General features: G+C 70.0%; 12 protein-coding genes and 18 pseudogenes. 17 read left to right on the top strand and 13 right to left on the bottom strand.

What is annotated here, in order from left to right; genetic code table 11:
- Positions 1-835 precede the first annotated feature (835 nt).
- Positions 836-1,389, bottom strand: a pseudogene (locus FF86_RS46345) (MMPL family transporter); the annotation flags it as partial.
- A gap of 643 nt (positions 1,390-2,032) precedes the next feature.
- Here FF86_RS46345 and FF86_RS11525 point away from each other — a divergent pair.
- Positions 2,033-2,701 carry a 1-acyl-sn-glycerol-3-phosphate acyltransferase gene (locus FF86_RS11525; protein WP_044884551.1) on the top strand — a complete coding sequence of 223 codons (669 nt, stop codon included), beginning with the start codon at positions 2,033-2,035 and terminating at the stop codon, positions 2,699-2,701.
- Between the two features lie 1,048 nt (positions 2,702-3,749).
- Here the strand turns inward: FF86_RS11525 and FF86_RS62185 are convergent.
- From FF86_RS62185 to FF86_RS46310, 7 genes and pseudogenes are all read right to left on the bottom strand, one after another.
- Positions 3,750-3,816, bottom strand: a pseudogene (locus FF86_RS62185) (DNA-binding response regulator); the annotation flags it as partial.
- 31 nt (positions 3,817-3,847) lie between these two features.
- A pseudogene (locus tag FF86_RS46335) lies at positions 3,848-4,380 on the bottom strand (LuxR C-terminal-related transcriptional regulator); the annotation flags it as partial.
- A gap of 1 nt (position 4,381) precedes the next feature.
- A pseudogene (locus FF86_RS46330) lies at positions 4,382-4,616 on the bottom strand (GAF domain-containing protein); the annotation flags it as partial.
- A gap of 185 nt (positions 4,617-4,801) precedes the next feature.
- The gene (locus tag FF86_RS46325; RefSeq protein ID WP_304438133.1) at positions 4,802-5,593 is read right to left on the bottom strand and encodes a DEAD/DEAH box helicase; all 792 of its coding nucleotides are present in this window, start codon (positions 5,591-5,593) and stop codon (positions 4,802-4,804) included.
- A 43-nt stretch (positions 5,594-5,636) separates the two neighbouring features.
- Positions 5,637-6,271, bottom strand: a 635-nt coding sequence (locus tag FF86_RS46320; protein ID WP_255355761.1) for an AAA domain-containing protein, incomplete at its 3' end; no start/stop codon positions are given.
- Between the two features lie 543 nt (positions 6,272-6,814).
- Positions 6,815-8,020 (bottom strand): TM0106 family RecB-like putative nuclease (locus FF86_RS46315; protein ID WP_242418599.1); only part of this gene is annotated, 1,206 nt, incomplete at its 3' end.
- A gap of 273 nt (positions 8,021-8,293) precedes the next feature.
- Positions 8,294-8,488: hypothetical protein (locus FF86_RS46310; RefSeq protein ID WP_242418582.1), on the bottom strand; the 195-nt coding region annotated here is incomplete at its 3' end.
- Positions 8,489-9,383: 895 nt separating this feature from the next.
- Between FF86_RS46310 and FF86_RS11510 the strand changes: the two are divergent.
- The 9 genes and pseudogenes from FF86_RS11510 to FF86_RS11495 all read left to right on the top strand — a co-directional run.
- Positions 9,384-11,268 (top strand): annotated as a pseudogene (locus tag FF86_RS11510) (GNAT family N-acetyltransferase); the annotation flags it as partial.
- A 38-nt stretch (positions 11,269-11,306) separates the two neighbouring features.
- A pseudogene (locus FF86_RS46305) lies at positions 11,307-12,116 on the top strand (acetate--CoA ligase family protein); the annotation flags it as partial.
- Between the two features lie 101 nt (positions 12,117-12,217).
- Positions 12,218-12,821 (top strand): annotated as a pseudogene (locus tag FF86_RS11505) (prephenate dehydratase domain-containing protein); the annotation flags it as partial.
- A gap of 1 nt (position 12,822) precedes the next feature.
- A pseudogene (locus FF86_RS46300) lies at positions 12,823-12,940 on the top strand (prephenate dehydratase); the annotation flags it as partial.
- A gap of 1 nt (position 12,941) precedes the next feature.
- Positions 12,942-13,084: pseudogene (locus FF86_RS46295) on the top strand (prephenate dehydratase); the annotation flags it as partial.
- 231 nt (positions 13,085-13,315) lie between these two features.
- Positions 13,316-13,605: pseudogene (locus FF86_RS46290) on the top strand (ATP-dependent metallopeptidase FtsH/Yme1/Tma family protein); the annotation flags it as partial.
- A gap of 1 nt (position 13,606) precedes the next feature.
- The coding region (gene ftsH / locus FF86_RS11500; protein ID WP_242418581.1) for an ATP-dependent zinc metalloprotease FtsH at positions 13,607-15,082 on the top strand (1,476 nt) is incomplete at its 5' end.
- Positions 15,079-15,559 (top strand): annotated as a pseudogene (locus tag FF86_RS46285) (Na+/H+ antiporter NhaA); the annotation flags it as partial. The gene ftsH and the pseudogene FF86_RS46285, both read left to right, overlap by 4 nt.
- Position 15,560: 1 nt before the next feature.
- On the top strand, positions 15,561-16,461 hold a 901-nt coding region (locus tag FF86_RS11495), incomplete at its 5' end, for a Na+/H+ antiporter NhaA (protein ID WP_242418580.1).
- Here FF86_RS11495 and FF86_RS46280 read toward each other — a convergent pair.
- Both FF86_RS46280 and FF86_RS46275 read right to left on the bottom strand, forming a co-directional pair.
- Positions 16,420-16,672: pseudogene (locus tag FF86_RS46280) on the bottom strand (DsbA family protein); the annotation flags it as partial. The gene FF86_RS11495 and the pseudogene FF86_RS46280 sit on opposite strands and share 42 nt — an antisense overlap.
- Before the next feature lies 1 nt (position 16,673).
- On the bottom strand, positions 16,674-17,001 hold a 328-nt coding region (locus tag FF86_RS46275), incomplete at its 3' end, for a DsbA family protein (RefSeq protein ID WP_396229835.1).
- Between the two features lie 356 nt (positions 17,002-17,357).
- On the opposite strand from FF86_RS46275, the pseudogene FF86_RS46270 reads away from it, so the two are divergent.
- Positions 17,358-18,333, top strand: a pseudogene (locus tag FF86_RS46270) (ribonucleoside-triphosphate reductase); the annotation flags it as partial.
- 1 nt (position 18,334) lies between these two features.
- Positions 18,335-19,649 (top strand): annotated as a pseudogene (locus FF86_RS46265) (ribonucleoside-triphosphate reductase); the annotation flags it as partial.
- A gap of 352 nt (positions 19,650-20,001) precedes the next feature.
- Here the strand turns inward: FF86_RS46265 and FF86_RS46260 are convergent.
- From FF86_RS46260 to FF86_RS46250, 3 genes and pseudogenes are all read right to left on the bottom strand, one after another.
- Positions 20,002-20,339: pseudogene (locus FF86_RS46260) on the bottom strand (DUF222 domain-containing protein); the annotation flags it as partial.
- Between the two features lies 1 nt (position 20,340).
- The coding region (locus tag FF86_RS46255; protein ID WP_242418598.1) for a hypothetical protein at positions 20,341-20,392 on the bottom strand (52 nt) is incomplete at its 3' end.
- Between the two features lie 260 nt (positions 20,393-20,652).
- Positions 20,653-21,028 (bottom strand): DUF222 domain-containing protein (locus tag FF86_RS46250; protein WP_255355757.1); only part of this gene is annotated, 376 nt, incomplete at its 3' end.
- A gap of 570 nt (positions 21,029-21,598) precedes the next feature.
- Between FF86_RS46250 and FF86_RS11475 the strand changes: the two genes are divergently transcribed.
- From FF86_RS11475 to FF86_RS46240, 5 genes and pseudogenes are all read left to right on the top strand, one after another.
- Positions 21,599-22,495, top strand: a complete 897-nt coding sequence (locus FF86_RS11475) for a LamB/YcsF family protein (protein WP_236705394.1) — start codon at positions 21,599-21,601, stop codon at positions 22,493-22,495.
- 10 nt (positions 22,496-22,505) lie between these two features.
- Positions 22,506-22,606: pseudogene (locus FF86_RS46245) on the top strand (allophanate hydrolase subunit 1); the annotation flags it as partial.
- Between the two features lies 1 nt (position 22,607).
- Positions 22,608-23,285: allophanate hydrolase subunit 1 (locus FF86_RS11470; RefSeq protein WP_242418578.1), on the top strand; the 678-nt coding region annotated here is incomplete at its 5' end.
- A gap of 21 nt (positions 23,286-23,306) precedes the next feature.
- A pseudogene (locus FF86_RS11465) lies at positions 23,307-24,021 on the top strand (biotin-dependent carboxyltransferase family protein); the annotation flags it as partial.
- 1 nt (position 24,022) lies between these two features.
- A pseudogene (locus FF86_RS46240) lies at positions 24,023-24,187 on the top strand (biotin-dependent carboxyltransferase family protein); the annotation flags it as partial.
- Positions 24,188-24,190: the final 3 nt, after the last annotated feature.

The raw sequence follows: 24,190 nt of genomic DNA, 5'->3' as shown, positions 1-24,190 counted from the left end.
CACCCCCGGCACGACGATGGGAATCTGGCAGGGCAGGCAGACGATGAAGTCGTCGCGCATCGCGTCGTTCACGACGTGGGATTCCGCGGTGGCCGGCAGCACCGTGTCGTCGGCCAACGCCAGATTGAGGTGGCGCAGCGGCGCGGCACAGATCAACAGGATGGCGACGGCCGCGCCGCCATACAGCAGTGGCCGGCGCATGACCCTGCGGGCCAGTGCCGTCCAGCCACGGCCGGCAGCGGAGACCTCCCGCGAGCGGTGACCACCCGCGCGGCGGGTACCGACAGGGCGGCGCCCACCGGTGCCTAGCCGCCGGGACAACGCCGCGCGGATGTCCCCACGATCGAGGCGGNCCCCCAGGACCATCAGCGCTGCGGGCAGCACGAGTAGCGCCGCGACCTCCGAGGTCACGACGACGATAATGCCGGCGAAGGCGAACGAGCGCAGGTAGTAGAGCGGGAAGACGAGGGCCGCGGTCAGCGACAGCGCCACGGTCACGCCGGAGAAGAACACCGTGCGCCCGGCCGTCTCCAGCGTGCGGCGTAGCGCCGCGCCCGGGAACAGGCCACGGTCCTGCTCCTCCCGGAACCGTCGGAGGATGAACAGGCTGTAGTCAACCGCAAGGCCGAAGCCCAGCGCAGTGGTCAGGTTCACCGAGAAGACGGAGACGTCGGTGAGCGTCGCGGCCAGCCGCAACAGTGCCAGACTCGACACCACTGACACCACGCCGACCAGCACCGGTAGAAGGGCGGCCGCCACCGTCCCGAAGGCGTAGAGCAGAACGAGGAAAACCAGCGGGGCAGCCGTCGTCTCTCCGCGCTCCAGGTCGACCCGNCTGCGTTCGGTGACATCTCGCATGACCGCCGGGGCGCCCCCGAAGCGGACCTGCACGCCCGGCCCCACGTGGGAGTACCGCTCGTGCAGCACGCTCAGGCGATCCTGGATGTGATCCTCGGATCCGGTGAGTCGGAACACGATGAGCGCCGAGCGACCGTCCTTCGCGCGCAGCAGCGGATTGCCCGCCTCGGAGCCGTTCGGCCAGTACGACAGGACGGAGGTCACCCCGTTCTCCGCCGCGAGCTGCCTGGTGAGCTCGCGGCCGAGGTGGACGGGCGTCGGGCCGTCGATCCCGGCGTCCGACGTGAGCATGACGGCGACATTTGGGGGCGCGTCGGGAAACTCCGCATCGAGGAGCTGCTCGGCCTGGGTCGAGGAGTCCCCCGGCGCGTAGAAGCCGCCGGTGGCGAGCTGATGGTAGATCCCGGCGTTCCACGGCAGCAGGACCACCACGAGCAGGCAGGCCGCCGCGAGCAGCCGGCCACGGTGCAGCACGGCCGCGTCCGCCGCGACCGTGAACAGGGAACGCGGAGGAGCGGGAACGCCGGCCATGGAGGCCACCGAGGCCATGACCCGGCGCGACACTCGCGGTGGGCCAGCGCCACCGGTTCCTGTTTCCGCAGGTAGATGACCCACCCATTCATCTTCCTCATCGCGTCCGCGTGGCAGCGCGGCATACGCCACCCGGTCAGTCCGGGATTCGCGTTGCTGCGCCGAATCGGCGAACGACGGCATGACGCTCCCTTCGAGGATCCCCCGCAACGGTGGATCTCCCGGCAGCCCGGTGATCGCACGACGGCGCCGAGACGACCGCGTGGCCGGACGTGCAGCACGGCGAGGACGTCCCGGGTCGCTACCTCAAAACTAGACCTCCTGGAGGTCCTCGATTCCGAAATACCCCCGTACGGGGGTAAGGAAAGGTGTGGTCGTCGACGGGGCGGCATTCAGTACCCGGAATCCAGATCTGTGGTCGAGCGGATCGCGTGAGGGGGATCGGCTCCGGCGGCGTACCACTGACGGGAGGGAATGCCGGGGGGCCAATCTCGAAGGTGGTACGGCAATGCCTCAGGCTCAGACCATGGTTCGACAGGTCGACACCNCGGTTCCGCAACTCGTGCCCNCACAGCGGGGCACCACGATCGCGGTCCCGGCGACGCACCGGGTCGATGCCTGGTCGAGAATCTCCTACGCCTGCATGAAGAAGGTACTGAGCCCGATATGCCAAGTCTTCTGGCATCCACTGGTCGAAGGTCTCGAGAACATTCCGACTGATGGTCCTGCCATTATCGCCGGCAACCATCTTTCGGTGCTCGACGCCGCGTTCCTCGCGATCGCGTCCAACCGGCGGATCACCTTCCTGGCGAAGAGTGAGTACTTCACCACGCCGGGCCTGAAGGGTATGGCGGGGAAGATGTTCGTCGCCGCGACCGGTCAGATCGCCGTGGACCGCGGCAACCGCCGGAAGGCGACCGCGGCGCTGCAGGCCGGCGCGGGTGTGCTGAGCCGGGGCGGCCTGCTGGGGATCTTTCCGGAGGGGACCCGCTCACCGGACGGTCGGCTGTACCGCGGCAAGCACGGCGTGGCGCGGCTGGCGCTGGAGACCGGTGTGCCCGTCATCCCGGTGGGGCTGATCGGTACCTTCCAGGTCCTGCCCATGGACCGGCGGCTGCCCCGCGCTGGACGCGTCCAGGTCCGGTTCGGCACGCCGCTGAACTTCCCGCGCATGACGGGCGAACGGACCGGGCTGGCGCAGCGGGCCGCGACCGAGCAGATCATGAGGTCCATCCAGGAACTGTCCGGGCAGCGCCAGGCGGACATCTACGCCGAGCGCTTCAAGGCCTCCTTGGGACTCGTCAGCCGATGACCATCCGATGATCGGCTGACAACAGACCGTCCATTCCGCCGCATCTCCCTGGTCGGTGCGGCGGAATGGACGAAGCGGGGCCGGTGCGGCGGAGCGGGCCGCACCGGCCCCGCGCATGCCCGCGTGAACCTCGCGGACGGACGCCGACGCTACGGATTCCAGGCGGCCACTTCAACGAGACCGACGGACGGTCGGGCCACCGCCGACGGGTTTCCGACACCGGGAAGCCCGGCCGCCCTGGGTCCACTCCCCCGCGGACCTCCGGGTTCGGCGACAGGTGGGTGCACCGGGGATGGTAACGACCATGGTCGGTCCGTTACCGACCGCTCGGGCACCTTCGGGCCGCGCAGGTGGAGGTGACCCTGTGCCAGGTTGATTCCGACCGACCCGCGCCAGAGCACCGAGGCGCGGTCCAGGCTCCGCATCCGAGTGAGGGGTGGGACAGTTCCTGCGCGCTCCCGCCTGCCCGCCTGACGGATCCCGATCCGGCGACCGCCGCGCGCTGATGGCGGGAACGTGGGCCCCGGCGCCGGGTCCACCGGAAGGTCCGGTGGTACCGGTCGGCCCGTCGATCTCAGGGTCTGCGGAACCCCGCGGCGCCGCCGGCGATCTCGGGGCGTCCGGGCAGGCGACGACGCCGGTTGCCCCGGCACAGGCCGGACGATCCCCGGCTCGTGCCATTCGGCACTCTCCGCCGGGCCTGCCATCATGACTACCCGAGTGGAGCCGACCGGCCCGGGAGGAGTCCCCGCGCCTGCACGACGACCAGCGCGGCCATCGGGTACGCCGGTCCCTGCCGTGGGCCGAAAGATCACTGGTTTGGCCGACGGTGCAGCGCCGTCCGCTCCGTTGTCGGCACGTCCGACCGTCGACCCATCCTGCGCCGGCGGATCCGGTGAATCCCGGATCCGCCGGCGCGGGATGAGGCGTCCTCAGAGCGGGAGCAGTCCCACTCGCGGCTTTGGCGCAGGCTGCGCGCCACCTCAGCAGGGCGGATTCGCCCGACCAGCGGGGCTCCCGGACGAAGCCCGGGAGCCCCGCCGCCGTGTCAGGGAAGCATGCCCAGCTGGCGAGCAGCGTGCACCGCCGCGGTCCGGTTACGGACCCCGAGCTTGNGCATGATGCTGCGCAGATATGCCTTCACCNTCTCCGGTGACACGGTGAGACGCCGCGCGGTTTCGACGTTGGACAGGCCGAGTGCGACCTGTGCCAGCACCTCAAGCTCACGCGGGGTCAACGCCAACCGGCCGCCGACCTTCGCCTCCTGGTCCAACAGCCCGCGCAGCAGCTCCGATACGCCCCCGATCCGGCCACGCAGCAACGGGTCGGCCACATGTTCGGTGACCTCCTGAAGCTCCCGGTAGGCCAGCCGCAGACTCTCCTGCGGCTGGCCGGGCGAACGCGGCAGCGGCACGGCGCCCACCGCTCTGGTAGCCGGCGCACGATGCCCTGGTGGCACCGCCGTCGACAGCGGCTCTGTACGCGCTGCGACTGCGCCCAGCTCGCGTTCCATCAGTCGAGCCGTGGCGATGGCCGCGTGAATCGCGGCCTCGGTGAACGGCGCCTCGGTCCGCATGGCTCCATACAGCACGGCGACCACCACGCTGTCCATGCAGACCGGCACAGCGAGAATCGCTCCCAGCTCACTGCTCTCGATCGTTGGGGCAGTGGAGCGAAAANCCCTTCTCGCCGCAGCCGGGTCGTTGATGACGACCGGGCGGCAATGCCGAACCACCTGCCCGCCGATTCCCGTCCCAGGTGGGACGGAGTGACCGAGCAGTCCGCTCGGTGCGGGTCCGTCCACGTTAGTGACGGTCAAACGACCGGAATGTGGTGTGACCATTCCACCGAATGTGAGATGGGCTCCCGATGAAGCGCGCAGCCGGGCGATCGCCCGCGGCAGGACTGTCTGCACGCGACTGGGGGCCGACACGTCCACTGTCACGAGCGTCCCCTTCCCCGACCTGTAGAAGACGAAGGGAATCGTAGCACCCGTTTTACGATAAGCACAAATAAGTGCACAAACGGCATGACGCCGAATGTTGTCCGAGAGTCGGGGCCTGTTCGCGCGTAACGGATTTTCCCGACTGGAACCCAACCTCAGGAGAAGGGCAGATGCATCTGCGTGCGCGGCCCACCGGCTACGCGGGCGCCCTCGGTCACCGGCTCGGGGACGCCGGCCCCGGGACCGCCGTCCCGCGCGCCGTCCCCCGCGGCAGCCGCCGTCGGCTCGCCGGGACGATGAGCCGGCACCGCGAACAGGTCGGTGCAGGCCATCGCCCGCAGCCGGGCCAACCCGGCGAGCAGGTGGAGCTCCGCGACGCTGCGTGGAGAGCTGTCGAGCAACGCCGGCGACATCACCAGAACCGCCGCCACCTGCGCCCGGGACAACGCGACGTTGAGCCGGTTGCGGGAGAGCAGGAAGTCGAGCCCGCGTGGCGCCTCGGCGGCGCTGGAGGTCGTCAACGACGTGACCACCACCGCCGCCTCCTGACCCTGGAACCGGTCCACCGTGCCGACCCGCACGCCCGGCAGACCGGCGGCCTCGAGCGCACGTTCGATCGCTCGGACCTGGCGGTTGTACGGGGCGACCACGAGCACGTCCGCCCCCGCCAGCGGGCGGGAACCCTCACCGTCGATGATCAGCCGATCCATCAGGTGTCGAACGATTGCACCCACCGCAGACACCTCCTCGTCGGAGCGTGTGCCGTTGTCGGTGTGGACGACGTCGTGCAGATACAGTCCGGCAGGCACGCCGGTGACGGCGCGGGTCGCGGCAATCGGGTGGGACCGTAGCAGGCCACGGTAGGCGAGGGCGGACACCGGCGCGCACACCGCCGGGTGTAGCCGGCGGGTCCGATCGAGGAAGTAGCCGAGCGCGGGTGGGATCACCTCGGCGTCGCCCAGCAGGTGTGACAGGGCAGAGGCGTCAGCNCCCTCGGGGTGGATGCCCGCCACGACCTGCGGCAACTGCTGCGGATCTCCGAGCAGGACCAGGTTGCGGGCCGCTGGGGCCACCGCGAGGGTGTCGGCCAGCGCGAACTGCCCCGCCTCGTCGATGATCAGGACATCGAACGGCACGGCCGCGAGCGTCGGGTTGGCGAAGGCCCAGGCGGTGTCGCCGACGAGGTGGCCGTCCGGATGGGCCTCCCGCCACGCCGCCAGCGCCCGCAGGTCGCGCGGCGTGTCCCAGGGTGGACGGTGCGCCGGTTCAACCGGCGCGCCGGAGCGCTGCTTCTTGGCCGCGGCGACCAGCGGACGCCACGGCAAGGCGCCATCAGCACCCTCGAGGCCGCCAGCGCCCTCGGCACCATTGACATCGTCCGACTCGGCGTGGGCGGTGGGCGGCGGGGGCTGACCGGTGGCGGCGAGCATTGCATTTTCAATTGCCTTGTGGCTGGTCGAGCAGATTCCCACTGACTTGCCCTGCGCGATCAGGTGCTGGATCAGCCGGCCGGCCAGATAGGTCTTGCCGGCACCGGGCGGCCCCTGCACGGCCAGATACGAACCGTCGAGGGCGCTGACCGCGGCCAGGACGGCGGTGACCTGGTCGTCGCCGTCCTCGGGCACCGGTAGGCCGGCGGTCGGGCCGATGAGTCGGGGCGGCTCGCGACGCAGCAGGTCCGTCGCCGACTCCTCGGGCAGGCGGCCGGGCAGCGCGGCGACGGCCCGGCGGGCAAGCTCACGGACCGCGGTGGGTTTCGGTTCCGGCCGCACCGGCGCGCCGGGCAGCACGGCCGTCGGCAGCGCGCGGCTGACCGCGTCCGGTGCCACGCTCTCCCTCAGGAGCAGCACGTGCGGCTCGGCCCGTTCGACCACGGCGTCGGTGGTCCCGCCGGCAGCGCCCGGCGGACCCGGGTACAGCAGCCGCACGGACTCGCCCCGGTCGAACGGATGCGGACGGTTCGGGTCGACGCGCGCCTGCAGCAGCCGGCGGCTGCGCCGCCGCCGCCCTGACGGCTCCTCCCAGTCCTCGATCACGGCCCACCCGGTCGGCACGGCACAGTCGTCAGCCGCCTCCAGGCTCACCCGATCGGCGATCAACGCTGCGAAGTAGGTCCACCAGGCCGGCTTGTTCTCCCGCCGGTGATAGCCCACCGCCGCGGCGAGCANGGCCCGAGCCCGCTGGTCGGCCGACCAGGCCGACGGCTCGGGGGGCAGCCCCGCAACCAGCGCGTCGACGAGGGCGTCAGGATCGTCGTCACCGGCGAGCGACGCCGGCTCGACCGCGCCCGGAACATCGGCTCCCAGAGCGCCTGGATCCACCGCGACGCTCCCCCGGGCCGCAACCCCCTCTTGCTGGCGCAGCCGGAGCAGCCAGCGGTGCAACCGGTGGGTCGACACGCAGTCCACCTGGTTGTATTCGGCGATCTCGGCAAGCACCCGATCGGCCTCGGCCGTCTCCCCCGCGGCCCGGTACGCCAGGAAGGACTCGTATGCCACGATGCTGTCCGCGGCGTTCTTCACCGCCGCCTGCCGCGCGTCCGGGAAGAACAGCGGCTCGAGATACTTGATCGAATAGGACGGCTGGGAGATCCGCAGGCTGCGCCGGACCACCGCGTAGAGGTCGATCAGCCGGTTGCCGGCGAGCAGCTCGTCGACCTGCCGCTCCCGCGTGCCATGCCGTGCCGCCAGCCGCCGCAACGCGTTGAGCTCGTAGGGCGCGTAGTGGTAGATGTGGGCGCCAGGATGCTCGCGCAACCGCGCCGCGGCCCAGTCGACGAAGGACTCGAACGCCAGCCGCTCGCCGTGCCGGTCATGCGCCCAGAACGCTCGGAAGGCCTCCGCCTCGGCAGCGACCGGACTACACCCGCTCGGGGGCTCGGTCAGCGTGACGGCCCCGAAGAGGTACTCCAGACCGGCGGCGTCCAACGCATACGGATCGCCCTCCATGTCGAAGTAGATGTCGGCCGGGTCCGCCACCGGGAGTGACGCAAGGCCCGCCACATCGACCATCCGCACGGTCACCGTCCCCAACGGGTCGTCCGCGCTGCGGGTCGCATCCTGCGCCGCCTGCAATTCGGCCTGAAGGCGCAGTCCAGCGAACGCCGCGGCGGACATCGCCGCCGGCCGTTGCTCGTCGCGCGCGGCGGCGAGCTCCTCGACGGACGTGATGCCCGCCCCGCGCAGCACGCGCCGCTGCTCGGTCCGCAGCCCCGCGACCAGGGACAGATCGCGGGCCGCTGCCCGACCCTCGGTGCAATGCTCCGAGAAGGCACAGCTTGCGCACTCCGGACGGGGCTGCGCCCACGACGGGTCGGAAACAACCGCCGGCGCGGCCAGCCGGGCATCGAGGCGGCTGCGAGCATGGCGGACCATCGGCACGACGTCATCGACCCGGAACGAACGCACCATGCCGACGGCGCCCGCCCGATCATCCCGCCCGCCGCGCCCACCCCCGGCACAGCCCGGTTCCGTCGGCGCGCCGGCGCCAGCCATGCCCGATTCCCGCGCGGGATGCAGGAGGTGCATCATGCGCGGCACTGCCACACCGACCGATGGCATCGCCACGGCGTACGCGGCGAGCTGCAGGACAGCCCCGGGCCGGGCCTGCCGGGCGAGCTTGGCATCGTAGGGCTCGTAGTGACCCGNCTGGGCGGGCCCGCTGTGTGCGCCGGTTCTCGGGTCGCGGTGCGCCGCGACGAGGAAGTCCGGCCGGCCCTGGAAGGAGCCGTCGAACAGCACACCCTGGTAGACCACCGGAGCTCCGGCGGCGAGCGCGCGGCGCGTCCGCTCGCTGGCCTCGGCGAGAGCGTCGGGGGTCGGCGCCGGACGAGGGATCTCCACCACCCCGTCGGTTCCGAAACACCGGCGGAGATGCGCCAGCACACGTCGTTCGTGGGCCTCNCCATGCCGGACCGCGGTCAGATCCGGGGCGCTGACCCGCAACCGTCCACTCAGGCCACCTGTCGCGCCCTCGGGCACCACCTGGGCGACGGGGGTGGTGGCGACAAGCCGACCTGGGCTGCCGACATCCGCGCCGCCGACACTCTCGTCGCCGACGGACAGCAGGCCAGTGGCCAGCGCATGCGCAAGCCCGACCCGGTGCCCGCATTCGAGATCGTCAACAAGATCGCCTGCGGAGACAACCCNGTGATCGTCGAACCTCTGCACGTCACCATCCCGTCCGGACCATCCGTCCGGTCCGGTCGCATATTGTCTCGCGTCCCCCCTTCGGCATTCGGCCGGGTCCGGAGCACGCAGAACGCCGGCACGGACGATTACCGGCGCCCGAGTCCCGCAGCTCGCCATCGCGGCGCGGGCCGTCCGTTCGGGCCACCTCGATCAGGTGCACCATGTCCGCGCGGGTGGGCGGATGCGAGATCGAGCCATCCGTGTCATTCGTCACATCGCAGTGCAGCGATAGCCGCTCCGGAGCCATGCCGCCACGCACAACAAGGACCTTCTGGAGCCGCTTCAGGGTCAGGCAGCGCACGGTCGTCCTGCGCGGCAGGACCTCGCCTGCGCGATCCGGGGTCTATGCGATCAGGCCTCTATGCGAACCGACNGAGGCCGCCGTCGCCACCAGGTATTACGATGGAACACAAAGAGGATCATGAAATGGGGCGGGTGGCCGCGGTCGCTCCTCGCGGTCCGGCCTGGAGATGTGGGGTCCCTGCCGCGCATGGCCAGACGTAACCGCCTGGCGACGAGCGGATGTTGAGCCCCGGGAGGACGCATCGTGGCAGCTTCCCGGCCAGATCGGTCGACACCTGCTCTCCCCCCCGCCCACAGGGCCGCAGGGCCAGTAGCCCCGCCGACCGGACGGCCGGCGGGGACTCCCCTGGTCCCGCCGGGCGGCGGGCCCAGTCCGACGAGCGTGAAGGCGGAGCAGGACCGCCGTGTCGAGGACGTCGTGCTTGCCGACGGCGGGTCGGTCACGGTGCGGCCGCTGGGCCCCGATGACGCCGGCCGACTGAGTGCCTTCCACCTGCGCCTGAGCGAGGCGAATCCCCACGATCCGGATCTCGCCGGCGCCGCGGGGGATCCCGCGCTGCTGGCCGGGCGGGTCGTCTCGCCCGGCAGCCGGGCGTCCGCGGTGCTCGGCGCGTTCGTCGGCGACGAGATCGTCGGGCTGGTCGAGTACAGCAAGATCGGCGACGTCGGCGATGCACGGTTCGGAATCCTCGTCGAGAACCCTCATCAGGGACGAGGGCTCGGCACGCTGCTCATCGACATCCTCATCGACACCGCCGGGGAGGCCGGTGTGCGCCGGCTTGTCGCGGACGTGCCGGTGAGTAGTCGACGGGTTCTGGAGGTTCTGCGTTCGATCGGCTTCGACCTCACCCCCGCGGACGACACCCAGATCCGCGTGAGCTACCCGGTGGAACCGGGAGACGGCCCTCCGAGCGGTACTCGGTCGCGCCGGGGACGAGTCGGCGGCGGTCTGGACCATCCGGACGGGTCCCGAAGCATCGACCGGCTGCTGCACCCTCGGGCGGTTGCCGTCATCGGGGCAAGTCGCGAGCCCGGAACGGTCGGTCACGAGGTCTTCCGCCGCCTGCTCCACAGCGGGTTCACCGGAGCGGTCTATCCCGTCAACGCCGCGGCGAGCCATGTCGCCTCGGTTTACGCCTACCAGGATCTGCATGCGGTGCCCGCCGAGATCGACCTGGCCGTCGTGGCGGTGCCGGCGCAACGGGTGACCGAGGTTCTGCGGGCCTGCGCGCAGAAGCGGGTCCGCGGTGTCATCGTCGTGTCGGCCGGCTTCGCGGACGGCGGGGACGAGGGCCGGGCCCTGCTGGCGGACGCCATCCGGATCGCCCGGGACGGCGGCATGCGCCTGATCGGCCCGAACGCGATGGGTGTCATCAACACCGCGCCGACCACCCGGCTGCATGCCACCTTCGCCGTCGGGGAACCCCCGGCCGGCCGGGTCGGCGTCTTCACCCAGTCCGGCGCCCTGGCCGGCACGTTCCTCACCGACGCCGCCCGCCGCGCGGTGGGATTCTCCACCTTCGTCTCCGCCGGAGACCGATCCGACGTCTCGACGAACGACCTCCTGGAGTACTGGCAGTCCGATCCACGGACTGATGTGATCATGCTTCATCTGCAGAGTTTCGGCAATCCGAGGCGCTTCGCCCGGATTGCTCGTCAGCTCGGTCGGCACAAGCCCGTCGTGGCGTTGAAGAGCGGTCAGGAGTCCGCGGACACGGGAGTGGACGCGCTTTTCACCAGTGCCGGAGTGGTCCGCGCCGACACCCTGAACCAGCTCTTCGACGTCGTGCAGCTACTGGCCCATCAACCACTGCCTGCCGGACGACGGGTCGGCATCGTGGGAACAAGCAGCGCGCTCGCGGCGCTCGCCACGGACGCCTGCCGTACCTACGGACTCGAGGTCCCCTCACTGTCCAAGGAGACCTGGTCCGATCTCGCCGCTCTCGTCGGCCACCGGTACGCCACCAATCCGGTCGACCTCGGTCCGCTGGCCGATCCCGAGCGGTTCGACGCCGCGTTGCGCCTGGTCGCGGCCTCGGGCGACGTCGATGCGATCATCGCGCTGGTGACCCCACACGCTCAGGTTGACCGGCTCGGAGCCGCGGTGCGGGAGGTTGCGGCCGACAGCGNCCTGCCGGTGCTCGCCTCCTACCTCGGTCAGGACGGCATGCCCGCCGCGCTCGCGGTAGCGGACCCGAGCGGCTCTGCCGGCCGAGGCTCGGTGCCGTCGTACTCCTCACCGGAATCGGCCGCGCTGGCACTCTCGCGCGCCGCCGACCATGCTGCCTGGCGTGCGCGGGATCACGGCCGGGTGCCCGCGCTGGACCACATCGACCCGGACGGCGCCCGCGCGGAGGTCGAACGCCACCCGAAGAACGGCACCTGGCTGCCGGAACCGGCTGTGGCCACGTTGCTGGCCGGGGTCGGGCTGCGGGCATGGCCCAGTATTCGCGTCGCCGACGAGGCGCAGGCGCGGGCGGCGGCGGAGGCACTCGGCTGGCCGGTGGCCCTCAAAATCTCCGATGAACGCTTCCGTAGCAGGCTCGACGTCGGGGCTGTCCAACTCGGCCTGGGTGACCCGGATGAGCTCGCGGGTGCCTGGCGGGCCGTGCGGGCCGCAGTCGGCTCCGGCGACATGCTCGTGCAACCGATGGCACCTGCCGGGGTATCCACCGTCGTACGGTTGCGTCAGGATCCGACCGTCGGCCCGCTGCTCTCCCTTCGACTGGGCGGCGCCGTCGCGGACCTGCTCGTCGATCCGCTGGCACGCACCCTGCCCTTGACGGACCGGGACGCCGAGGACCTGATCCACGAGATCCGTGGCAGCGTGCTGCTGGTCGGGGGGTCCGGCGCGCCCGCCGCCGATACCGACGCTCTGGCAGATCTCCTGCACCGGGTCGCCCGGCTCGCGGAGGAACTTCCGGCCATCGGCGAGATCCTGCTCGATCCGGTACTCGTCGGCCGTCGTGGCGTGGTGNTGCTCCACGCGGGGATCCGCCTGCTACCGCCCGAGACCGAGTCGCGCACGCTCCTGCGAGCGCTTGCTGTCCAGCCCTGACCGCCCGGTACGGTCTTGGTATGACCGCACGACAGAGGATCGCGTTCCAGGGTGAGCGGGGAGCCAACTCGCACATCGCCTGCCGGGATGTCTATCCGGACTACGACGCGGTCCCCTACCAGACCTTCGACGAGTGCTTCGCCGCGCTGGAGGACGGTGCGGTAGACCTCGCGATGATTCCGGTCGAGAACTCCACCGCGGGTCGGGTCGCCGACATCCACCACCTGCTGCCCAGGCCCGCGGTGCACATCATCGGCGAGTACTTTCTCCCCGTCCGCCACCAGTTGCTCGGGATACCCGGCGCGTCCCTCGACGATGTGAAGACGGTGCACAGCCACCCGCAGGCACTCGCCCAGTGTCGCGAGGGGCTGCGCGAGCTGGGACTCGTCGCCGTCGCCGCCGCCGACACCGCGGGCTCCGCACGGGAGATCAGCGAAGCGGGCGATCCATCCCGGGCGGCGATCGCCTCCCGGCTCGCGGCCGAGGCGTACGGGCTCCAGATCCTGCGTGCGGATCTCGAGGACGAGGAGCACAACACGACACGCTTCCTCATCCTCTCCGGCGAGAACCTCCGTGCCGCCTCCGGGATCGGACCAATCGTGACCACGTTCGTCTTCAAGGTCCNCAACCGTCCGGCCGCACTGTACAAGGCACTCGGCGGGTTCGCCACCAACGGCGTCAACATGACGAAGCTGGAAAGCTACATGGTGGGTGGTGAGTTTGTGGCCACCCAGTTCCTCGCCNATATCGAAGGCAGCCCCGAGGACTCCACCGTCGCCAGCGCGTTCGAGGAACTGTCGTTCTACGCGGACTACCGCATCCTCGGGGTCTACCGCGCGAGCCGCTACCGGGAACGCGAACGGATCGGCGCGCGCGCCGGACTCTGATCCCGGGCGGAGGACGANGGCCGGATCACGGTGAACGCGGGAGTCAACGCTGGTACAAAGTGCCCAACAGGCCTATTCCGACGTCAGGAGTACCAGTTGATCTCGCCGGTCCGCCTCGGGGCCATTCATCCTTCCACCCAGGCGCGACCGGGACCGCCGAAGGATACTCCGCCCAAACCCGCGCCGCCGCCAATGNCGAGCTGGCGCCGGGTTCTCCTTCCACTCGGCGTCATCATCACCCTCCTGCTGCTGTTCGGACCTAGCCTGTTCGCCACCCGGCCGGAGTCCCTGAAGTACTCGGAGTTCGTGGACCGGGTGAACGCGGCGGCGGTCCGGTCGATATCCGTGGATGATCACGGCGGGATCGATGGCACTCTGAAGACCGGCGGGGACTTCACCACCCAGATTCCGACCGCTCTCAACACGGACGATCTCGAAGGTCGGTTGCGGGCGAAGGGTGTGCAGATCACCGGGACCCGAACCGGGACCTCGTTCGGGTCGGTCGTGCTGAGCTTCCTGCCNCTGATCTTCCTGATCGGCTTCTTCGTCTGGTCAGGCCGGCAGGCACGCCGGCTCGGCGGCGGCATCGGCGGCCTCGGCATGTTCGGTCGGTCCAAGGCAAAGATCACCGAGACGGAGCGGCCGACGACCCGCTTCTCCGACGTCGCCGGCTACGAGGGAGCAAAGCAGGAGATCGGCGAGGTTGTCGACTTTCTCCGCAGCCCCGAGCACTACAGCCGGGTCGGCGCGCATGGCCCCCGTGGGGTGCTGATGGTCGGTCCGCCCGGCACCGGGAAGACCCTGCTCGCCAGGGCCGTTGCAGGCGAGGCGGATGTGCCGTTTCTGTCGATCACCGGTTCCGGGTTCGTCGAGATGTTCGTCGGAGTCGGCGCATCTCGGGTGCGTGACCTGTTCGCCGAGGCACGCAAGCGCGCCCCCTCCATCGTGTTCATCGATGAGATCGACGCGATCGGCGGCCGGCGGGGCGGCAACGCCATCGGCGGCAACGACGAACGGGAACAGACCCTCAACCAGCTGCTGGCGGAGATGGACGGTTTCGAGCAGGATTCGGGTGTCGTGGTGTTGGCCGCGACGAACCGGCCGGAAACCCTCGACACCGCGCTGCTGCGTCCCGGCCGATTCGACCGCCAGGTGACGGTTCCGCTGCCTACCCAGGCCGAACGCCTGGCGATCCTGGGCGTTCACGCCCGCGGCAAGACCCTTGCTCCCGATGCCGACCTCGACCGCGTCGCTCGCGGTACCCCCGGATTTTCCGGCGCGGATCTGGCGAACCTTCTCAACGAGGCGGCCATCCACGCCGTGCGAGACGGCCGGCAGGTCGTCACCGCCGGAGACCTGGATGCGGCTCGGGACCGCATCCTGCTCGGCCGCCGCGACGGTTCGAACGCGCTGCTGCCGGACGAGAAGCAGTCCGTGGCCGTGCACGAGTCCGGGCACGCCTTGGTCGCGGCACTGTGCGAACACGCGGACCCGGTGGCGAAAGTGACGATCCTGCCTGCCGGAATGTCTCTCGGGGTGACCGAACAACTGCCTGAGGCCGAGCGGCATCTCTACTCGGAGGGTTATCTCCTCGACAGCCTCGCCGTGCGGCTGGGAGGCCGTGCCGCCGAGCTGGTCGTGTTCGGGCACGGCTCCACGGGCGCATCGTCGGACCTGACCGGCGCGACGCAGCTCGCCACCCGGATGGTGCGCGAGTTCGGCCTGTCCAGCGCGATCGGCCCCGTCGGCTACGGCAGTCAGAATCCGCAGTACCTCGGCGGCGAGGAACTGGTGAGCCGGCCGTACTCGGAACAGACTCAGCGTTTGATCGACTCCGAGGTCGCCCGGCTCCTGCGGGAGGCCGAGGCCCGAGCCATCGACCTGCTGTCCACTCACCGCTACGCCCTCGACGCGCTGAGCGCTCTGCTTCTCGAGCAGGAGACGGTCGACGGCTCGGCGGTGGAGGCCACCCTGCGCGATCGGGGATCCGGACTGTGACTGCGCCGCCGCGGCCAGGCCCCGGGCTTCGGGTGCGCTTGCCGCAGGTCGCCCCATCAGTACGGGAATTCCTCGCGACCGAAGCCGGCGGGGCCGTACTCCTCCTACTCGCCGCGGTCGCCGCCCTCACCTGGGCAAACTCCCCGTGGTCGGGCAGCTACGACAGATTCTGGAGCACCACGGCGGAGCTTCGCCTCGGGGACGCCGGGTTCGACATGACGCTGCACCACTGGGTGAACGACGGCGCAATGGCGATCTTCTTCGCCGTCGTGGGCCTGGAGATCAGCCGCGAGTTCACGACGGGCGAGCTGCGCGACCGGCGCACGATCGCCGTGCCCGCGCTCGGCGCGATCGGTGGACTGACCCTACCAGCAGTGATCTACTTCGCCTTGAACCGATCCGGGCCGGAATCGAGCGGGTGGGGCATCCCGATGTCCACCGACACGGCGTTCGTCATCGGGATCCTCGCCCTGTTCGNCCCCCGGTGTCCCGACCGACTTCGGCTGTTCCTGCTCACCCTCGCGATCGTCGACGATATCGGCGCGATCACCGTAGTAGGGATCTTCTACACGGACCATGTGAATCTCGCCGGTCTCGCAGTCGCGGGCGCAACGGTGCTGGCGATCCTCGCCCTACGCTGGCTGCGGGTGTGGCAGCTTCCCCCGTACATTCTCGCGTCGCTTGTGCTCTGGGGTGCGATCCACGTCTCCGGCGTCCACGCGACGCTGGCGGGCGTTCTCGTGGGCCTTCTCGTTCCCGCTATCCCACCCCGCCCCGACCAGGTCGAAGAGGTACCCATCTACGTCCGGGCCCTGCAGGAGGACTCCAACGCCACCAGAGTCGGCCTCGCGGTGGCGGCGGCGAAGGCAACGGTGCCGGCCAACGACCGGTTGCAGCGCGTGCTACACCCCATCAGCGCGTTCGTCGTCGTTCCCGTGTTCGGACTGGCGAATGCCGGCGTTCACCTGGACGGCTCGGCCCTGCGGACGGCGGCGGCGTCATCGGTGACGCTGGGCGTGGCGGCGGCCTTGATCGCCGGAAATGCCTGCGGGATCTCCGTGGCGGGCGTGATGGCGATCCGGACCGGTCTTGGTCAACTGCCCGGTCGCGTGCGGTACGGGCACCTACTCGGCGCGGCTACCCTGGCAGGCATCGGCTTCACCATCTCGCTGTTCATCACGGAACTGGCATTCACCGACGAGGCCCTGCAGGAACAAGCCAAGATCGGCATTCTCGCCGGCTCGCTCGTGGCTGCCCTCGCCGGAACCGTCATCCTTCGGGTGCTCGGCGAGCGGATGCCACTGTGCTCGCCGATGACCGACGAACCCGTACCCCGCCTACCTCCGCGACCATGGCGCGCGCCGGTGCCGGCGAAGTGACAGACTCGCCGCCTTGCGCAGCGGGGCGATCTCGGTGCGCCCCCGATAGGGCTCGCCGTTGATGAAGATCGTCGGCGTGCCGCGCACTCCTTGCTCGATCCCGCGTGCGTAGTCGGCCTCCACAGCATCCCCGAAGGGTTGCGCAGCGTCCCCGATGACCCGATCCCCGTCGATACCGAGTGACGCAGCGTAGGCGTGGAGAAACTTGTCGNCAAGCCGGTCCTGTCGGGCGAAGAGCAGATCGTGCATCTCCCAGAACCGACTCTGCAGACCAGCGGCCTCCGCAGCAAGCGCCGCGGTGAGGGCGTAGGGATGGATGTCGAAGACGGGGAAGTGTCGAAAAACGAGCCGAACCTGGCCCTCCGACATCTCGGCGAACTCATGCAGGACGGGTGCCGCCTGGGCGCAGTAGGGACACTGGAAGTCGGCGTACTCCACGACCACGATGGGCGCGTCCGCAGGCCCTCGGGAGTGCCGGAACGGATCTATCGGCACCGCGGCCGACACTTGACGCCCGTCCCGACCCGCCGGCGACCGCAACCGATTCCACCTCCCGGTCTCTGCCAGCGAACAGGATTCGGTCATACCCGTGGGCTTGGTGCGCTCGGAGGACCGCGACGGGCTCCCTGAGCCGGACCACATCCCCCCAGACGTCGGCGCCTCCTCCATGGCGCGATTATCCCCGCTGCCTGGCGAAAGGCGATGCCGAGCCAGGAACCGGACACCGACTTTTGTGTCACGAGTCACATTCACCCGTGGGCCCCTGCTCGACCCTCTGCGGTGTATGTGACCATCGCCCCGTTGCCTGGCGTCGTCGAGGCCGCCGTCCACAGGCGCGGCTCGCCGGTGAGACGAACCGACTCGCACCAGCGTGCCCATCAGACGCGAGGAGCACCATGCTCGACACGCCGGCGGCGCTGTACGCCGATCCACAGTCCCCCCCGAGCCTCGGCCTGGGCGCCGACGTCGGAAGGCAGGGGGCCGTCGACCCCGGGTCGCCGGTCGACAGGGGATCGGAGGCCGCGCGCGGGTTGCGCATCAATCGCATCCGCACGACGCCAGGCGTTCATCCCTTTGACGAGGTCCGATGGGACCGGCGGGACGTCGTCACGACCAACTGGCGGGACGGTTCGGCCAACTTCCAGCAGCGCGGAGTCGAGTTTCCCTCGTTCTGGTCGGCCGCGGCGGCGACCATCGTAGCCAGCAGGTACTTCCACGGCGCACCAGGCAGCACGGAACGGGAGTGGTCCCTGCGGCAGCTCATCGAGAGGGTGGTGCGTCCTTATGTTCACGCCGGCCGTGAGCACGGATACTTCGCGTCCGACGACGACGCGGAAATTTTCGAACACGAGCTGATCTGGCTGCTACTCCATCAGGCGTTCAGCTTCAACAGCCCGGTGTGGTTCAACGTGGGTACCGACCTGCCCCAACAGGTCGCCTCGTGCTTCATCCTCGCCGCCGACGACAGTCTTGACTCCGTCCTTGGCTGGTATCGCGACGAGGCGTTGCTCTTCCGGGGCGGCGCCGGCTCGGGGGTGAACCTCTCTCGGTTGCGATCTACGGCGGAGCTGCTGCCCTCGGGGCGCCCCGCGCCGGGTCCGGTGAGCATCATGCGTGGGGCTGACGCATCGGCGGGGAGCATCCGCTCGGGGGGAGCCCCTCGGCCAGCCGCGAAGATCGTCGTCCTCGACGTGGATCATCCCGACATCGTCGACTTCATCGAGTGCAAGGCACGCGAGGAGCGAAAGATCCGCGCCCTGCGCGACGCCGGATTCGACATGGACGTCGGCGGCCGGGACATCGATTCCGTCCAGTTCCAGAACGCCAACAACGCGGTGCGGGTCAGCGACGCCTTCATGCACGCCGTTGCGGNGGACCAAACCATCGAGCTGCGCGCCCGAGGCGACGGGCAGACCGTAAGAACGGTCTCCGCCCGCAAGATCTTCCGCATGATTGCGCAGGCCGCCTGGGAATGCGCCGATCCGGGACTGCACTTCGACGACACGATCAATAGCTGGCACACCTGTCCCGCGAGTGGCCGGATCAGTGCCAGCAACTCCTGCAGCGAATACATGCACCTGGACAATTCCTCGTGCACCCTGGGGTCGCTGAACCTCTTGCGGTTCCTGGGCAGGGATCGCCGCTTCGACGCGACGAGTTTTGCCGCCGCCGTCGAACTGGTGGTGCTCGCTATGGACATCTCGCTGTGCTTCGCCGAGGTACCGTCCCAACAGATCGGCGGCGTCACCCGTTCCTTTCGTCAGCTCGGCGTCGGCCACGCCAACCTCGGTGCGCTGCTCATGGCCATCGGTCAGGCCTACGACAGCGAGGAGGGCCGGACCACCGCGGCCGCGATCACTTCGCTGATGTCAGCGACGGCATATCGACGCTCGGCGGAGATCGCCGCGGTACTCGGGCCCTACACCGGCTTCACCGCGAACGCCGCGGCTCATCGCCGGGTGGTGGCCCGTCATGCCGCCGCACACGCCGCGATCCGCCAGCCGCCTGCGGCCCGGCGATCCATGGAGGAGAGCATCCACGAGCAGGTCCTCCCGCAGGCAGGACTGGAGTGGAAGCGGGCGATACTTCTCGGCGAGCGGTACGGCTGGCGCAACGCCCATCTGACTTTGATCGCCCCCACCGGGACGACCGGCCTCGCGATGGACTGCGCCACGATGGGAATCGAACCCGATCTCGCTCTCGTCAAGGTCAGGAAGAGCGCGACGGGCTCGGCAATGCGTCTCGTGAACACGACGGTGCCGACGGCACTGCACGCCCTCGGGTATCCGCGGGCCGCGGTGGCCCGCATCGTGAGCTTCATCGCGGCGCACGGTCATGCCGTGGATGCTCCCGGGCTACTCCCCGAGCATCAGGCGGTCTTCGACTGCGCCCTCGGTCCACGGGCCATCGATCCGATGGGCCACGTCCGGATGATGGCCGCCGTACAACCATTCCTGTCCGGGGCGATCTCGAAGACGGTCAATCTCCCGGCGTCGGCCACGGTCGACGATGTTGCTGCCCTGTTGTACGCCGGATGGCGTAAGGGGCTGAAGGCATTGGCCGTGTACCGGGATTCCGCCAAGGTCGGCCAACCGATTTCAGGTGTCACGCTCCCGGCCGGCCCGGCCGGTCCTTCAGACGAATACCTGGGACCACGAACGATCGGAGCATCAACGCGTCGGCAGTGATCAGCGGGCAGCGGGGCGCCGGCACAGCAGACCCTGGCCAGCCGCCGGGGAGAGCCGCGACGCTCGGGGCCGTGGCGTCAGGCCCGAAGAAGATGCCCGTCGCACCATCTGGCCGAGCGGTCGCATCCCGGCGCGACACAGAGTCTGTCGCCTGCGCCCGCTGCCTGGCGAAGCTGCTGACGGGCGCTCCGGCGCCACTTCTCGACATCGGCGTGGACGGCGGTCAGCTGCGACCCGACCTGCCCACTCCGAAACATCATGGCCAGCTTCGGCGGCATAACGGGTATCGAATGGCCAGCGGTTCCCGAGTCCGGTGGCGGGTTTCCGCTCGCCCTCAGGACGGCCCACGAGNCGGCATCGGCCAGGTCGGCAGTCGACCCTCCGGTCACTGTCAACATCGCGGCCATCTGCGCACGCCGGACGATCTCAAGCAGGGCATCGACCCGTCGGGGTGCGGCAGCGTGGTCATCCGTAGCGGCGTCCGCTCCAGTGAGCTGCTCCAACGCCGAACGGAGCGTCGCAGCGGACTGGGCGTCGAGCTCGCCGTCGAGCCGGGTCATGCCCTCGGGTAGATCTGTCAGCCACAGGCCCCGTCGGGCGCGCGTGTGCTCCGGCGGGGCCGTTGTCGTGGTGCCGGCGGCGGGCCGACCATGGTCACTGCCCTGAATCGGCGGCACACCGCCGTCGGGCNCGCCGTCCGCAGCGCTCTTGTGGGCCGGGCCCGTCGTTACGTCCTCGTTCACTGCGTCGTCGCTCACTGCGTCGCCATCGGCACAGCCGTCGGCGTCGTCGGCGTCGTCGCGGCTCCCGGCGCCGGGGGCAGGGGCCGAGTCGCCCGGGGCAGCCCCATCAGAGCCGCCGGTCGTGCACGTGGGAGGACCCGCCTCAGGTGGACCCGCCTCAGGTGGATCGGCCTCAGGTGGATCGGCCTCAGGTGGATCGGCCTCGGGTGGATCGGCGTCCTTGGATCCGGCGGCGGGCTGAGAGACTCGCTGGTGAATGNGCTGACCGATTCTGGTCAGCTCGGTGGGATCGAAGATCGCCGCTTGTTCGATCAGGCAGGCCTCCGCATCCGCGACGACGTCGGGGGTCGTCAGGGCCGGCACCGAGCGCATCACTCGGAATATCACCAGTGCCTGCTCGACGGTGATCCTGCCCTCCGCCAACGCGGAGCCCGTCGCCGTCAACGGACCGTCCAAGGCGGCTGCGAGATCGAGCAGGTGGCGCGCGTCGACCGGCCGGACCCGCAGTCGCTCCCGCAGCCACTCCTGCGTGCTCTCCGCTCCGACCCGCAGAGCCAGACCGCGTCCCTGCACCTCCCGGACGAGCTGGAGTCGCACGGCGGCCAGCCGCGAGAGCGCGGCGGCACTCTCATCCACGGCAAGCGCCAGCTCTGTGTCGGACAACGGCCACAGCGGCGCGNCCAGAACGCCGTCGACAGAAGTATGGACAGCAGCCATCCCGGCGACGAAGCCGAGCGGCGAAACAAAAGAGTCAGTGATCGAGGTCATGCGGCCGACTGTAATTCACGCACACCCCCATGTCGATCTCGTCTCAGTAATTTGGCGTTCTGGTCGCCACACCTTCAAATAAGGCGTCAGATCATGGCGGTCTCGACCATCGCCACGATTCGATCGGGTCCGATCGCCACGCGAGGAAGCGGCCGAGGTAAAGTGGCTGCGATGGTGAACCTGCAACAAGAAAAAGAGGTGGAGATCTTGGTATTTTCTAAAGTGGCCACCCGACCAAAATCTCGCGCGATGACACGGATTTCAAGGGCGGGCNAAGGAAGCCGTCCTTCGTCCGTGCGCCGCATCGGGTCGACAGTCCGCCGTCCTCCGACTACTCCGAACCGTTCGGTGCAGAGGACCGGCCACCAGGTCCGAGCTTCCGTCCGAGACCGGTGATCAGCGCGGGACAGCGGGCCGGCATGGTGAACAATCGAGGGCATGGCCGACGCGGGAGCTGCCCATCAACTCGAGGAAGGTCCACGGGACCGTATTGCAGTCGCCGCCGACGTGGCGGGCTCCACGACGGTGCCGGCCGCCGAGAGACCGTCCGCCGGCCAGCGAGCGGCTGCTTCCGCGGGGCGCTACCTGGACCTCAACGCCGACCTCGGTGAGGGCTTCGGCGTCTGGCGCCTCACCGACGACGAGGCGCTGCTCGGTCTGGTGACAAGCGCCAACGTGGCGTGCGGCTTTCACGCCGGGGATCCGGCGACCATGCGACGGACCTGCGACCACGCTGTCCGACTCGGGGTACGTATCGGCGCTCAGGTCAGCTATCGGGACCTCGCCGGATTCGGTCGGCGACGCATCGACATGGATCCGGCCGACCTGCGTGACGATGTCACCTACCAGCTCGGCGCGCTCGACGCCTTCGCCCGGGTCGCCGGCGATCGAGTGCGCTACGTCAAGCCGCACGGGGCGCTCTACAACACGATCGTCGCCGACGAGGGCCAGGCGCAGGCGGTGGTCGACGCGGTCCGTGGATACGACGCGACGCTGCCGGTCCTCGGTCTGCCAGGCTCGGTCTGGTTGCGGCAGGCCGCCGCCGCCGGCCTCGTGACAGTCGGCGAGGCGTTCGCGGATCGCGCCTACACGCCAGCGGGCACGCTCGTCTCCCGCCGTAGCCCCGGGGCCGTACTGGACGATCCGGACGCCGTGGTGGCTCGAGGCGTACGGATGGCCACCGAGGGAACTGTGCTCAGCGAGCAGGGCACACCGGTACGGATACTTGCCCGATCCCTGTGCGTCCACGGCGACACCCCCGGCGCCGTGGAGGTGGTCAGGCGGCTGCGCCGTGCTCTGCACGACGCTGGTGTCGCGCTGTCGCCGTTCTGCTGAAGGGACCGTGATGCGCATCCTGCCCTGCGGGGACGAAGCACTGCTCGTCGAGGTTGCGAACCTGCGGGAGGCCGAAGACCTCTATGGACGGCTACGACGGGACCCTCCGCCNGGGGTCACCGACCTGGTGCCCGCAGCGCGTACCGTCCTCATCGCCTTCGACCCGGCGGCCACCGGTCCAGCCCGGCTCCGGGCCCTGCTGCATGGGCTATCACCCGCGCCGGCTGACCGGGAGCCGCAGCCCGTCGACGCCCCCGCTCCCGACGCGCCCGCTCCCGACGCGCCCGGTCGGGACACGCCGGCCGCTTCATGCGCGGTGGTTGCCGGCGGGGACGGCCGAGACCCTGCCGCCGCCAACCCGATCGGCACGGCGGCGGCGGACTCACCGGCGACCGTGACCATTCCCGTGCGTTACGACGGGCCCGATCTGGACGACCTCGCGCGACTCACGGGGCTGACACCGGCACAGATCATCGGACGGCACCTGCAGGGCCAACACCGGGTTGCGTTCTGCGGTTTCGCGCCGGGTTTTGCCTACATCGCCGGTCTGGATCCTGGCCTGCGGGTTCCCCGCCGGGACAGCCCACGCACGCGGGTGCCGGCAGGCGCCGTCGCGATCGCCGACGAGTTCTCCGGCGTGTACCCCCGCGCCTCGCCCGGCGGGTGGCATCTGATCGGCCAGACGGATCTGGCCGTCTTCGACCTCACGCGCGATCCGCCCGCTCTGCTCGTACCAGGCACCCCGGTGCGCTTCGTCGCGGTGGGTGTAGCCCAGGCGGTGGGGGCGTGACGGGATCAGGGGAACCGTCCNGCGAGATCGCGATCGTGGCCTCGGGGCCGCTTGCCACCGTGCAGGACCTTGGCCGGCCCGGACTCGCGCACCTGGGAATCACCCGATCCGGCGCCGTCGACCGCCCCAGCCTGCTCCTGGCGAACCGGCTGGTGGGCAACCTGACCGGCGCGGCAGCTATCGAACTCACCTATGGTGGGCTGATCGCCCGATTCACCCACCCCGGAATGATCGCCGTCACCGGCGCGCCCTGCCCGCTCGAGCTCTCGGGCCGGGAGATCGGGATGTACGCGCCGGTCGACGTGCAGGCGGGCGCGCTGCTTCGGGTCGGCACCCCCGCCCGGGGCGTGCGCACGTATCTGGGAATCCGCGGTGGCGTGGACGTACCGGCCGTGCTGGGCTCCAGGTCCCGAGACACCCTCGCCGGCATCGGGCCCGAACCACTGGTGGCCGGTGCTCGCCTTCCGCTCGGCCGGGAGAAGTCCGATCCACCGACGGTCGATCTCGCGCCGCATGCCCGCTACGTCGACGAGCCCGAGCTTCAGGTGCTGTCCGGTCCGCGTGCAGACTGGTTCGCCACGGAGGCGGTTTCGACGTTGTGGACGAAGACCTACGAAGTCACGACCGACAGCGATCGCGTCGGTGTCCGGCTACGCGGTCCCGCGATGCATCGGCGCATCACCGCCGAGCTGCCCTCCGAGGCGGTCGTCGCCGGCGGCATTCAGATTCCCCCGAGNGGCCAGCCGGTGATCTTTCTCGCCGATCATCCCGTCACGGGCGGTTACCCCGTCCTGGGCGTCGTCGTAGCGGAGGATCTTCCGCTGGCCGCGCAGTGCCGGCCCGGTCAGCGCCTTCGATTCCGACCCGCCCGCAGGGCCGTGAACGGCCTGCCCGCCCACTGACCT

It is taken from the genome of Frankia sp. CpI1-P, from assembly GCF_001421075.1.
Taxonomy (GTDB): domain Bacteria; phylum Actinomycetota; class Actinomycetes; order Frankiales; family Frankiaceae; genus Frankia; species Frankia torreyi.
Note: the sequence above shows the minus strand (reverse complement) of the source record. Positions and strands in the feature narration are given on the sequence as shown.